We start from the raw sequence: 11,260 nt of genomic DNA on the forward strand, positions 1-11,260 counted from the left end.
TCCCACCATGAAGGTGTTCAAGCACGATGACAGCCTGGGCAACACGATTCCCGGTGGCGTGGGCACCGGACCGTCGACCCCGCTCGCCATCCCCAGCATCGACGTCGGCGACTGGCCGCTGTGCGTCGCCCTCACCCCGACCGGAGCCCACGCCTACGTCACCAACGCCCATTCCAACACCGTCTCGGTGATCGATACCGGCGCCAAGTCGGTCGTGGCGACCATCGCGGTCGGCAACAACCCGCACCGGGTGGCCGTCCGCCCGGACGGTGCACGCGCCTACGTCACCAACTACGACGACTACACGGTGTCGGTCATCGACACCGCCACCAACAGCGTCATCGCCACCGTTCCCGTCGGCACCGGCGCCGGCAAGGGCGCCGACGGCGTGGTGCTCAGCCCCGACGGCAGCCGCGCTTTCATCGGTAGCAGCAACATCGTGTCGGTGCTCAACACCGCCACCAACACCGTCACCTCGACCACCAAGCTCGGGTTCGGCCCATTCGGAATGGCCTTGAGCCCCTTCGGCACCCGCCTGTACGTGGCCAGTTGGACCGGCGATTCGGTGCGCATGATCTCCGATGCCGGCACGACCGACATCGCGGTCGGGAACAGCCCGGAGGGCGTCGCCGCCAGTCACGACGGCACCCGCATCTACGTCGCCAACGCCGACGGCGGCACGCTGTCGGTCATCGACACCGCCACCAACACCGTCAGCAAGACCATCAACATGGGCAACACCCCGGTCGGCGTGGCGGTGAGCCCGAACAACAAGCTCGTCTGCGTGACCAACCAATTCGGCGACGGCACCGTGAAGGTCGTCAACTCCGCGACGGACACCGTCGTCAAGAGTTTCAAACTCGGCGGCGTGCCCGTCGGGATCGCGATCCATCCCGACGGCCAAAGGGCCTACGTGACCCTTCGCGAAGCCGGCACTGTCCGGGTGCTCAGCCTGGCGTCTCTTCAGAACTCGTGATCCCCGCCCATTCCGTTTGTCACAGTCCGTCGCGGGTACCCGCCCGTCATGACCGAATCCACCGTGCCGCAGATCCCGCTTCGCGCGACAGCATTGATCTGCACCCTCAAACCGGGCCCGGCACCGTCGAGCAGTGACCTCATCGCCGAGCATGTCCTGGCCGTGCTGCGGGAGCAGGGCGTCGCGTGCGAAACCGTCCGGTGCGTGGACTACAACATCGCGCCCGGCGTCGAGGCGGACATGGGCGACAGCGATCAGTGGCCACAGATCCGGGCCCAGGTCCTCGACGCCGACATCCTGCTGATCAGCACGCCCATCTGGCTGGGGCATCCGTCGTCGGTCGCGCAACGGGTTCTGGAGCGCCTCGACGCCGAGCTTTCCAACAAGGACGATCAGGGCCGACCGGCCGTCTCGCAGAAAGTCGCGATCGTCAGCGTCGTCGGCAACGAGGACGGTGCCCACAAAACCGTCGCCGATATCTTCCAGGGCCTCAACGACATTGGCTTCAACATCCCCGCCCAGGGCTGCACGTACTGGAACGGCGCCGCGATGGAGTCGACGGACTACAACGATCTCGACGAGGTCCCCGAAGCGGTCGCGTCGGCCACCGCCGCGGCAGCCCGCAACGCCGCGCACCTGGCCCGCGTGCTGCACGACGCGCCGTATCCGCCGTACAAGTAGTCAGTTGAAGACGCCGGCGATCTTCAGGATGAACAGGATCGCGATGCTCAGGAAGATGATGACGTAGATCGCGATGACCACCGTCGGGGCGATCACCTTTTTCGGGCCGCCGGCCGGTGGGATCGGATCGGGATTGCTCGTCGCCGATTCCTGCCCGGAATCGGGCGGCGTGTCACCGGGTTCGGTGCCGCCGCCTGGTGCCAGGCCCGGCGTCGATGTCGGATCCGGGTCAGGTGGTGCCTGGTTCGGCTGTCTGTCGGAAGCCATGACGGGTGGTTACCCGGGTGCTGCACAGCCAAACGTCTCAGCCGCCAGCCAGGGCCTCCCGGAATTGATCCGAGGCGTAGAACGGGATGAGACGGCGTCGCAGCACCGACTCCAGATAACCGCGCTCATCGAGCAGGGCGATCACCGGCGGGCCGAAGCGCAGCGCTTCCTCGATCATGTCCTCACGGCCCACCCCGAGATCGAGCAGCAGATCGTAAAGGCTGACATCGCCGTACTTTTCGAAGACGTGGTCGATGCCCTCATCGAGGAGCGCACGGAAGTAGTCGGTGTCCCGGAACGTGCGCCAGAACTCGTAGATCGGCACGACAGCGTCCTCGACATCGTCGGCCGAAATCACCGAAATCGCCGACGACAGCGGGCTGTTCAGGTTGCTGCGCCACAGATCGTTGAGCGCCTCGGCGAGCACGTCTTCGTCCGCATGCGTGTGGGCGAGCAGAAAGCGCGCACCGCGGCGCGCCAGATCCTCGGCGCGCAGCTCCAGCCGTTCGACCGGGCCCTGTGGCATCCGGGCGCCGACTGCGCCGAACACGCGGCCCAGTCGACCACGGGCCAACGACCTGCCACCCTGCGTGACGGATTCGGCGAGCGAGTGCTGGACCAGCGTCACGCAGAATTCGGTGAACGCTTCGCTGCTCAGAACGTGCTCCAGAACTCGCTGGGTGACGCCCATCTCGACCACCATCGCGCTGAGCTCACTGAAACGGCGCCCATCGATGACGTCGCCGAATCGGGTGTCCGAGGATGCGGTGAGCTGATAGAGCCGGGCAGCGATCTCACTGACCAGTTCCGCGATGCCGCCTTCCACCGGGACCTGCACGGCGTACTTCGCGGCGACGTTCTTGATCATCGTGGGCGTCACCGCGTCGGACAGCGTGATGTCCGACGCCTCCGACAGGGCGTGCTCGATCTCGTCGAGGACCAGGCTGTGGTAGTTCTCGCCGCGCAGCTGCTGCATGGCGAACGCCACCTGCGCGTCGAGGAGCCGGGCCGCGACCGGTTCGAGCTGCGGCTCGAGGTCGTCGGCCGGCTCCGGGAAATTGGTCATTGCCAGCACCTTACCCAGCTGAACTCGTCGGCCGCCGGTTGCGCGTCGGGCGGCTCGACACTCAGCGGCGCACCGTCGGACTGTGCCCCACACCGGACTGCGGCACCGAAGCGGGCGGACGGTTCTGCCTCATGCTCACGCAAACACCCAGGCCGCCACCGACACAGGGCACACCGTTGACGGTCGGTACCGGGCCGCCTGATCGGTTGCCCGTCGGGTCGAAAGCCGCGTCAGCTGCCGCTACCGGCGACAGGCCGAGGGCCAGCGCCCCGCAAGCCGCCAGGTACGTACCCATTCGGAGGAGACCGGCCATCATCGCCACGCTTTCACCCGTTCACTGGCCAACATAGTCCGGTGCCACGGTTGCGCGTGTTCCGTCCTGCTGTCACCTCAGCGGGAGACGCCCAAATCTCCGCGGGAACCATGCCGGTGATCCCCTTATCCTTGGATTTCGGGGGGCAGGGGGATGCGATGGACTATCTGGCGGGACAGCTCGTCTTCTTGGCGATCGTCGCGGCGCTCATCGGCGGCGTGATCTGGGCAGTGGTCGTGATGCGCAAGCCACGCCCGCGGCTTGAAGACGAAGACGACGAACTATGACTCGCTGCTTCGCGCCGGCGCCACAGATCGGTCCGAACGGCGCGCCGGTATTCGGATGAGCTGCGTTGAACTCCACGGTCGGCGCTTCGTTACGGCGCGGATCGCTCACGTCACCGGGGCCGTGTCGTGGTGGGTGTTCGTCGTCGCACGTCTCATGACGGAGATGAATTCAGCGCCATTGAACTTCGGCTTGCCGCGGCGGTACGCCGACTACGACGAGTCGATATTCGGAGTCGGGTTGGGGCACAAAGACTTTGGTTGGACGGCGTACGAGCCTCTGACCGGCCATCCGCCGGTGCTGAACGATGGGTTCTTCATCGTGAACGTCCTCTCGACCGTCGCGGTCGTGGCGCTGGCTATCACTACCATTGCCGCCGTGGTCGAAGCGATATCCGTCGCGCGATGGCCCGCGGGCATTGTCACGATTCTCGCGCCGATCACCGGTGCCGCCATCATCCTCAGTGCGCTCCACTACGGCACGGGATTCGGCGGTGGTCTCAAGTTGAGCTTGCTGGTGGTGTTCGCACTGGTTCTGCTCGGCGTCGCGATTCGTGAAGTGTGGAGCCGGGTGTGGGCGCCTCGCCCGACCCGGGCCGAATGACGTAGCCGTCGCGGCAGTCACGCCGAACCCCACTCACGTGGGCCGAGCAGGTCCCATCCGACGACTGATCTACTGATAACAGGGCAGACGATGACTGGGCACGTGTTGGCTGCGAGCGTGCAGGCGGCGAGCTGGCCGAGCGGCTGAGCCGCGTTCACCTCCGTGGGCCTGGTGTTGACCCCACCCGAGTCGGATGGGAATGGTGCTGTGTGAGCACCGATGTCTCAGCCCAGCCCGAGGTGCTCCCGGATAACTGCGAGGTCGCGTGCGCGGTTACGTGCGATCCGCCGCGATCGCAAGATGAAGGTGGACTTCTCGATTACGACGAGCCGCAGCCCGTGTTCGGGAATCGAGGTGCGCTTGTGCTCGTCGTAGCGGCGGCGCTGCTCGCCCCTGCCGATCCCAGAGACGGTCTGGCGCCGGTCGAAGAATAGCGACGGCTGCGAATGCTGCTCCTCCTGGAACTCGACGACCAGTCCCAGATCGGGCCATACCCGTCGACGGGGAGTTCCGTACCGCGGGGCCGCTTGGCAGAAGGGTCACCGCGCAACCAGTCGAATCGCTGCTGGCGCCGTCCCGGAATCCCGAGGATCTCGTCGCACAGATCGAGGACGTAATGCTCGTCGGAGCCGGCACGGGTGGTCATGGATCGATTCTCACAGGGTGACGCGGCGTCCCGCAGTGCGGGAGGTGGAGGCGGTCCGGCAACGGGTCGTCAACCCGTGGAGCAATGCAGTTGCCGGTGATCTCCATCGCCACACACGTCGTCCTACCTACACTCCACCGATGAGCTCGAACGCGGTGGGGCATGACACCGACGCCTCGCGGCGAAGGCTCAAGATCACCCTCGACACCGAGATTGCCAACTGCCGCCGCTGCGAAGGGATGAACATCGAGGGCATCACTGCGTCCGCGCCCGGGTACGGCTGCTTGACCTCACCGGTGGTGCTGGTCGGGCAGAGCTTGTGCGAGAAGTGCATGGCGACCCAGATCCCCTTCACCGAGGGAAGCGGTGACCTGATCGACGAAGCCATCAGGCTTGCCCGCCTCACGAAGGACCAGGTGTTCATCAGCAACGCGGTGCACTGCCACCCGCCGAAGAACCGCGCGTCTCATCAGCACGAGATCGTCAACTGCTCCCCGTTCCTGCACCGCGAGATTGGGATCGTGCGCCCCCGGCTGGTGATCACGCTGGGCCGCGACGCCGAACGCGTCGTGAAGTTCTTCTTCCCACGAGCCCGGGTGTCAGTGCCACCGTTCGAGCCCCCGCGCGGACGGCTTCCGAAGGATGCGCCACTCGTCTTCGCCGCGAAGCACCCGTCATGGATCCAGCGCCAGCACGACAACGAACTCGTCGTGGACTACGTAGCGCATCTGGCCGCGGCCATCCGGTGGAGCTTCGATCGCCCACGCGACGATACGAAGTGTTAGGCATCGTGGAGTTCCCTACCGAAAACGAGGTCCTCGCGCACGGCTTCCGGTTCCGCCCGGCATGGTGGACTCCGCGGGTACCGAACGGGTGGGGAGCCTTCCTCGAACAGCTGCCCGCCCGGGACCGCGGATACCGCACCATCACGAGGGCCGATCTGCTCGACACCGCGCACAGCCACGGGCTGCCGCAGTCACTGCTCGCCGGTTACGTGTGGGGAACAGGCAAGTGGGCGTTCCTCGTCGGCAGACGCGCAAAGGTGTTCAGGGACAACGACGCCGAGCGCATCAGTGACTCCCTGCAGACCGCTGCCCAGATGCTACGGGGCGGTGACACCGTGGATGCCTACACAGCGATGTTGAGAGGGCAGCCGCAGTACCTCAAGCATCTTGGCCCGTCGTTCTTCACCAAGTTCCTCTACTCCGCAGACGCCAATCGTCGTCAGCCCGGGCGGGCACTCATCCTGGACCAGTTCGTTGCCGTGGCGCTGAAAACGGTTGACGGTTGGGACATCTCGCGAAATGGGCCCTGGGATCCGTCAACGTATTCGAAATGGATCGACCACGCGCACGGCATCGCCTCTGTCGAGGGGGTGCGGGCGGACGCGGTGGAGATGGCCTACTTCAACGCGGGCCGGAAAATCGCGGGGAGGCGCTGATTATGGCGGTGTGCATCGCGCAGCTGTCCACCCCAGACGCCGTGCCGGCCAGCATGCCACGGATTCACCCGCGGTCCGTTAGCTCTCAGGGCGGCCGGCAGCCTTCCCGTCCTCCACGCCTGCCAATGCTCCTCGGCCCTGGTTGGATGCCATCCACGCCTCGTCACAATGCAGCTGATGGTCTGATTGAGTGGTGGCCCAAGCGCAGCGGGCATTCGTTTTACACGACCGATGGTGGGTAGTACCGCGCCTACGGGGCCTTCATCGGCAGGCGCTCCTGAATCGGCGACAACAGCGCCGTGATCTCGTCAGGCCGAAGCTGTGCCCACAACCCGAGGAACGCATTGGCAACTACGAGCTCAGCGGTGAGGTCTAGCTTCTCCCCGATCTGACGGAAGATGATATGCCGGTCGTGGTTGGTGAGTCCGGTCTCCCGAACCACCTCCTTCACCCGGTTCTGCTGGTCCATCGGAAGATTCAACGCCGCTGTGAGCTTCGCCGCTTGGTTGTCGAGGTCGCCCAGCACAACGTCGTAGACGTGCACCTCGGGGTCATCGCCGCCGGGCAGCACGTAGATTCTGTTGGCGTCGTTCTCCTTGTCTGCCTTATCGCCGTCGAGGAATACAACGCTGGGTACCACAGCCGTCGGATCCTTCAAGCGGCCCTCTTGAATCTTGATCGCTTGCTCAGCTCCCCCGAGCCCGTGAATTGCCACGGCACTGAGGTCGGCACCGTGGTGGCGCAGAGCCGCTGCGAGGACAAGCTCACCGAACCCATCCTCTACGAACACCACCACCTGCGCCGGAATAGCCCCCGTGATCGAACGGAGAGCCGCGATGTTGAGAGTTCCTTGCATGACCTCACCGTCGATCGCCGCCCACACAGCATCAGACGGAAGCGCTTCCAACGCCTCTGACGAGTGCGTGGTGAAGATGACCTGGCACTTCTTGCGGATAGCGACGCTGATCAAGTAGTCCACGAGTCGCCTCGTAGCGACGGGGTGGAGCCCATTCTCGATCTCCTCGATGAGAATCAGGCTGTTTTCCTCAGCGGCCTCGATACCCGCGACGATCCGGATGATGCTGGCCTGTCCGGCCCCGAAGTGGAACTCCGTATACGAGGTGCCGGTGCCGTCGTCCTTGGCCGCATAGAGAGTCGCGCGCGTGGTCACATCCAGTTCGGAGTAACCGTCCACAGTCTTGCCGAGGATTGCCTGCGTTGCCTCAATGACCTTGGATGGGAGGTTCGTTTCCGAGATCGCCTTGAAACTGCTACCTCGGGCGAGACGAAGGTCCGCACGCTCCGTCGCGGGCACCGTCCGCGTAACTCCGAAGACGAGCACGTCACGGACAAAAGGCTTTCGATTCCACTTCGAGGAGGGGAAGTTGACGCTACGCCGCACCTCCGCCGCCGGATCCACCTCCTTGTCGATGACCCCGTGCTCGATCGACCACTTCACCATGCTCGAGTCGTAACGGCCGCTCTTCGCGAAGAATCGTTCTGGCTTCACCCCCCTGTACGCCAACGCGGCAGCCCCCAAAATCGTGGATTTCCCACCGCCGTTCGGACCAATCAGCGCGGTCACTGGAAAGTCGAATCGGACCTCTTTATCGGTGAAACCTCGAACCTTGCGAAGGATTACCCGCCGAAGGTACTTCCCGTACTTGCCTTTGTTGACTTTCTCTGCAAGCGCCGAGAGTTCGCTCGGGCTGATCTCCGTCATGGCGAGATGCTAACCAGAGAACGTCGAGCCACTGCGGACTTCTGATCGTGCCACGGCCACAGATGCGGCTCGGCTCGGCGGAGCGGGCGCCTAGGCCAGCTGCTCGCTGTACACGTCCTCGGCACTGAGTCCCGGCAGCCGATCCCCCATCAGGTTCGCCACCGTACGGCGCGCCGCGACTTGGGACACGCGGTCGGTTGAGAACGTGTTCCCCAGCCGCGCTGGCTAACGGTGTAAGCCACGGTCCTCACCCTGAGGCCGACCCGGTCAATCCGGTGCTGAGGTGGATTCGCGCGTCGGGTGCCGTGTGATACCCACGGCGAGTACGACGCCGGAGTTGGAATCGGTAGCGCTGCGGTGATGGTCCGCTTCGTCCCGTAAGTGCGTACACGATGCGGGAGGACGCGATCATGTGGTGGACGATTCCGGTAGTGGTCATCGCGTTCGACGCGGCGCTCATTTTGCTCTTCGTAACCGTCAAGCGACGGGGGCTTCAACGCCTTGGAGTTACCCGCGGCGGAAGCTCCGGGCCCGTTGCCGACGCCGGAGCTGGCGGCTGGGCTGCCGGTGCTGACTTCTCCGGCTGCGGCGAGGGAGGCCACGGGGCGCACTCAGGCTGCGGTGGTGGGCACCGCGGGGGCGGGGGCGGCTGCGGCGGGGGCGGCTGCGGCGGGGGCGGCTGACGATCACGGCACGCGCCCAAATACGAGAAAAACCACCCGTCTCCAGGTGGTTCTTGAAGTGGCCAGGGCCGGGATCGAACCGGCGACCTTCCGCTTTTCAGGCGGACGCTCGTACCAACTGAGCTACCTGGCCGGAAGGGCAAGTTGCCTCGCCGTTCTGGCGACCCTGACGGGACTCGAACCCGCGACCTCCGCCGTGACAGGGCGGCGCGCTAACCAACTGCGCCACAGGGCCTTACATACTGCGTTGCTTCGCTCTCGCGTTGCGTACCCCCAACGGGATTCGAACCCGTGCTACCGCCGTGAAAGGGCGGCGTCCTAGGCCACTAAACGATGGGGGCCAATCCGAATCTCTTCGGGGGCGCTCTCAACGTTTCCGTTGGGAGCTTCGATAGCTTAGGGCACGACCGCCCCACGGCCCAAATCGGCACTTCAGACCACCAACCGCCGCTCAACCACCTACCCCCGGAGGCCGCTGCACGGGACGCAGTATCCTGTGTCCCACGCCCCTATAGCTCAGTCGGTAGAGCTACGGACTTTTAATCCGCAGGTCCCAGGTTCGAGCCCTGGTGGGGGCACCAACGTGTCAACTGAGTCGACGTTTGTTCGTCGGAAATAGCGCGGTCCAGCACGGCCGCGACCTGCGGATGTACCTTGCCGCGGCCCATGTAGACATCTCGGGTCATCGACACTTTCGCGTGGCCGAGTTTTTCGGCGTCGAACCTGGCGGACAGTCTCGCCTCATCGATCAGGGTGGCCACCGACTTTCGGAACGAGTGACTGCTCACGTCCGGCACACCGAGGCCTTCGCGAACCGCCCGCCACTGTTTGTTGAAGTTGTCGGGGTCCCGATGAGTACCCGCGGACGACGGAAAGGTCATCGGCTGCTCGCCTCAGAAATCCCGGCCGCGGCGCGCGGTCAGCATCGAAACCGCGAACGCCGGCAGCGGGACAGTCCGACCGGCCGACTTCGTCGACAATTCAGGGCGGCGACACCCACATCACCGTCAATAACAACCGCGCGACCGAAGGCGGCACAGGCCGCGACATCGCTTGGCACCAACAGCACGCCGCCATGACTCCAGCGGTCCGACCGTGACCAAAGGTGATGATGGAGAGATGACCACCTGTAAACCGTGCTCGCTGCGCGCGCAAGGCCAAACCAGAGCAGCCGCCAACATCGACGGGACTCGCGCGCAACGACTGATCTTGGCGGCACTCAACAACAATCGATTACCCCGCACCGACGAAATCCTCGCCGAAGTGGACAACTGTTCCGAGTGCGTCGTCCAGCTCGCCTCACAGCTTGTTGGCCTCGGCTCGCAGACCGCCTTATTGGCCAAAGGTGGCAACGTCGAGGCGTTGAAGGACTCTCTCAAAGTCAACCTGATGGAAGACGGTCAGAGCTTTTAACTGAGTTTGTCGGTGCCTCATGGCCACTTTTTGGGCGCAATTTGAGCTGCGCCCCGCTGACCCCAAGGGCGCGAATGGTCAGGAAGCGCCGTCCGACGCCTTTTCCACACGACCATGCGCGGGCGCGCCGGCAGATTTCGATCGACGGACGACGCGCAGCCGAGGTGGCGACACCACTTTGGTTATTGCAGTAGATACCGCACCTAGCCGGCGCCCGAGTTCGGCGCCGTCCGGTGGGCCGGGGCGCTTAGACGCTTGCGTCGCCTCGTCGATCACATCCTCCAAAGCTTCGATGACTGTGCGGTAGCCCCCAAGAATCTCGAGCTTCCCGCGCGCCAGCAGGGTGCGGACGAAAGCAGAGCTGTAGCTCTCTCGGCTTTCAGCCGAGGGGCCCTCCATCAAAGTTCCCCAACTGAGCGCGAGGTCATGCGCGGCAGCAGTGGCCTCAGTCAGGGCGTCTAATCGCTCAGTTCGGCGAGCGCGGCGATCTTCCGCACGAATCTGCGCGCGCGTGCTGGCCCAGGCGATCGCGGCCGCGACCAACGCGATGCACGCGGCCAAAACTGTGGCGCGCGGTTGTGTTAGCCAGCCCGGGTCTGTCGCGGGCACGCAGTTGACCAGGTCGTTGGGAAGGTCGATGAAGTCTCGCGGAAGCACTCGACAAAGCTAGCCGTCGCAACCTTCAGACTCGTTCAAAACCCGCAGCCCGTACACACCGTGAGATTTGACTGCCGTTGGGGTCAGTAGCTCGGACTCAAAAGGGGCCGCGACACTTCTTCATCCGTTCTACTCCACGCGTTGCCATGCGAGGCTCGACGTATGGCATTAACTACTTGGCGGCCTCGCTCGATGGGGGCTCGATTTCATCTATTCGACCTGACATTACGATTCCGCCGTGGCTGATATGACGACGGCGGCTATCACCGCAACGTCGGGTCTCTTCGGAGCGCTCATCGGTGCGTTCAGCGCCCAGATTGCGGCACGTAAGACGAGGGACGCCGATCGCAGAAAGCGCTGCGTGGACCGGGTCTTGGCTGCACTCAGCCAGCTGGATAAGGCGTATGCGGAGTGGGTCGTGGCGGCTGCAAGTGATCCGAATGACCCGCACGCCGTGCTGCCGTTGCAAGGGGCGATGCGTGGGTACAACCAAGCCGTCGAGATGC

Annotated in this window: 14 protein-coding genes and 4 tRNA genes; 10 read left to right on the plus strand and 8 right to left on the minus strand. The window is 64.6% G+C overall.

The genetic code is table 11. From position 1 onward, the window contains the following. On the plus strand, window positions 1-976 hold a 976-nt coding region (locus tag VXD91_RS27730), incomplete at its 5' end, for a hypothetical protein (RefSeq protein ID WP_346416880.1). Between the two features lie 48 nt (window positions 977-1,024). After that, window positions 1,025-1,657 (plus strand): NAD(P)H-dependent oxidoreductase, encoded by a 633-nt coding sequence (locus VXD91_RS27735; RefSeq protein WP_212813292.1) that lies wholly within the window; start codon window positions 1,025-1,027, stop codon window positions 1,655-1,657. On the opposite strand, the gene VXD91_RS27740 is transcribed toward VXD91_RS27735, so the two are convergent. Next, window positions 1,658-1,924, minus strand: a complete 267-nt coding sequence (locus VXD91_RS27740; RefSeq protein ID WP_318987346.1) for a DUF6480 family protein — start codon at window positions 1,922-1,924, stop codon at window positions 1,658-1,660. 37 nt (window positions 1,925-1,961) lie between these two features. Then, complete coding sequence (locus VXD91_RS27745; protein WP_318987345.1) at window positions 1,962-2,990, minus strand: hypothetical protein; 1,029 nt, start codon at window positions 2,988-2,990, stop codon at window positions 1,962-1,964. Window positions 2,991-3,461: 471 nt separating this feature from the next. Between VXD91_RS27745 and VXD91_RS27750 the strand changes: the two genes are divergently transcribed. The 5 genes from VXD91_RS27750 to VXD91_RS27770 all read left to right on the plus strand — a co-directional run bounded on the left by VXD91_RS27750 (window position 3,462) and on the right by VXD91_RS27770 (window position 6,278). Then, window positions 3,462-3,590, plus strand: coding sequence for a hypothetical protein (locus tag VXD91_RS27750; RefSeq protein WP_256370092.1), 129 nt, complete (start codon window positions 3,462-3,464; stop codon window positions 3,588-3,590). Window positions 3,591-3,645: 55 nt separating this feature from the next. Beyond that, window positions 3,646-4,191: a hypothetical protein gene (locus VXD91_RS27755; protein WP_318987352.1), complete on the plus strand. Its 546-nt coding sequence runs from the start codon at window positions 3,646-3,648 to the stop codon at window positions 4,189-4,191. A gap of 209 nt (window positions 4,192-4,400) precedes the next feature. Then, the gene (locus tag VXD91_RS27760; protein WP_318987344.1) at window positions 4,401-4,625 is read left to right on the plus strand and encodes a hypothetical protein; all 225 of its coding nucleotides are present in this window, start codon (window positions 4,401-4,403) and stop codon (window positions 4,623-4,625) included. 352 nt (window positions 4,626-4,977) lie between these two features. Then, window positions 4,978-5,622 carry a uracil-DNA glycosylase family protein gene (locus VXD91_RS27765; protein WP_318987343.1) on the plus strand — a complete coding sequence of 215 codons (645 nt, stop codon included), beginning with the start codon at window positions 4,978-4,980 and terminating at the stop codon, window positions 5,620-5,622. Between the two features lie 5 nt (window positions 5,623-5,627). After that, a complete protein-coding gene (locus VXD91_RS27770) occupies window positions 5,628-6,278 on the plus strand; it encodes a hypothetical protein (protein WP_318987342.1) in 651 nt (216 codons plus the stop codon). A 250-nt stretch (window positions 6,279-6,528) separates the two neighbouring features. Here the strand turns inward: VXD91_RS27770 and VXD91_RS27775 are convergent, their stop codons facing one another. The 4 genes from VXD91_RS27775 to VXD91_RS27790 form a co-directional block, all read right to left on the minus strand. Beyond that, entirely contained in the window at window positions 6,529-8,001 is a 1,473-nt protein-coding gene (locus tag VXD91_RS27775; RefSeq protein WP_318987341.1) for an AAA family ATPase, read from the minus strand. Window positions 8,002-8,743: 742 nt separating this feature from the next. Continuing rightward, window positions 8,744-8,817: transfer RNA gene (locus tag VXD91_RS27780), tRNA-Phe, on the minus strand. A gap of 25 nt (window positions 8,818-8,842) precedes the next feature. Next, window positions 8,843-8,919 (minus strand) — tRNA-Asp (locus VXD91_RS27785). 33 nt (window positions 8,920-8,952) lie between these two features. Further along, window positions 8,953-9,025, minus strand: a tRNA-Glu gene (locus VXD91_RS27790). A gap of 164 nt (window positions 9,026-9,189) precedes the next feature. On the opposite strand from VXD91_RS27790, the gene VXD91_RS27795 reads away from it, so the two are divergent. Continuing rightward, window positions 9,190-9,265: transfer RNA gene (locus VXD91_RS27795), tRNA-Lys, on the plus strand. Here VXD91_RS27795 and VXD91_RS27800 read toward each other — a convergent pair. Beyond that, window positions 9,224-9,565 carry a tyrosine-type recombinase/integrase gene (locus VXD91_RS27800; protein WP_318987351.1) on the minus strand — a complete coding sequence of 114 codons (342 nt, stop codon included), beginning with the start codon at window positions 9,563-9,565 and terminating at the stop codon, window positions 9,224-9,226. The two genes, VXD91_RS27795 and VXD91_RS27800, sit on opposite strands and share 42 nt — an antisense overlap. A 214-nt stretch (window positions 9,566-9,779) precedes the next feature. On the opposite strand from VXD91_RS27800, the gene VXD91_RS27805 reads away from it, so the two are divergent. Further along, window positions 9,780-10,097, plus strand: coding sequence for a hypothetical protein (locus VXD91_RS27805; protein WP_318987340.1), 318 nt, complete (start codon window positions 9,780-9,782; stop codon window positions 10,095-10,097). A gap of 78 nt (window positions 10,098-10,175) precedes the next feature. On the opposite strand, the gene VXD91_RS27810 is transcribed toward VXD91_RS27805, so the two are convergent. Then, on the minus strand, window positions 10,176-10,754 hold the full coding sequence (locus VXD91_RS27810) for a hypothetical protein (RefSeq protein WP_318987339.1): 579 nt from the start codon (window positions 10,752-10,754) through the stop codon (window positions 10,176-10,178). Window positions 10,755-10,992: 238 nt separating this feature from the next. Between VXD91_RS27810 and VXD91_RS27815 the strand changes: the two genes are divergently transcribed. Further along, window positions 10,993-11,260 (plus strand): hypothetical protein (locus VXD91_RS27815; RefSeq protein WP_346416881.1); only part of this gene is annotated, 268 nt, incomplete at its 3' end.

Origin of the sequence: Mycobacterium sp. SM3041 (genome assembly GCF_039668335.1) — a bacterium.
Classification (GTDB): domain Bacteria; phylum Actinomycetota; class Actinomycetes; order Mycobacteriales; family Mycobacteriaceae; genus Mycobacterium.

What these genes read in the sequence shown, in the direction of transcription:
- VXD91_RS27735 (WP_212813292.1), top strand. Translation starts at nt 1,025, where the DNA reads ATGACCGAATCCACCGTGCCGCAGATCCCGCTTCGCGCGACAGCATTG.
- VXD91_RS27740 (WP_318987346.1), bottom strand. Translation starts at nt 1,924, where the DNA reads ATGGCTTCCGACAGACAGCCGAACCAGGCACCACCTGACCCGGATCCG.
- VXD91_RS27745 (WP_318987345.1), bottom strand. Translation starts at nt 2,990, where the DNA reads ATGACCAATTTCCCGGAGCCGGCCGACGACCTCGAGCCGCAGCTCGAA.
- VXD91_RS27750 (WP_256370092.1), top strand. Translation starts at nt 3,462, where the DNA reads ATGGACTATCTGGCGGGACAGCTCGTCTTCTTGGCGATCGTCGCGGCG.
- VXD91_RS27755 (WP_318987352.1), top strand. Translation starts at nt 3,646, where the DNA reads ATGAGCTGCGTTGAACTCCACGGTCGGCGCTTCGTTACGGCGCGGATC.
- VXD91_RS27765 (WP_318987343.1), top strand. Translation starts at nt 4,978, where the DNA reads ATGAGCTCGAACGCGGTGGGGCATGACACCGACGCCTCGCGGCGAAGG.
- VXD91_RS27775 (WP_318987341.1), bottom strand. Translation starts at nt 8,001, where the DNA reads ATGACGGAGATCAGCCCGAGCGAACTCTCGGCGCTTGCAGAGAAAGTC.
- VXD91_RS27800 (WP_318987351.1), bottom strand. Translation starts at nt 9,565, where the DNA reads ATGACCTTTCCGTCGTCCGCGGGTACTCATCGGGACCCCGACAACTTC.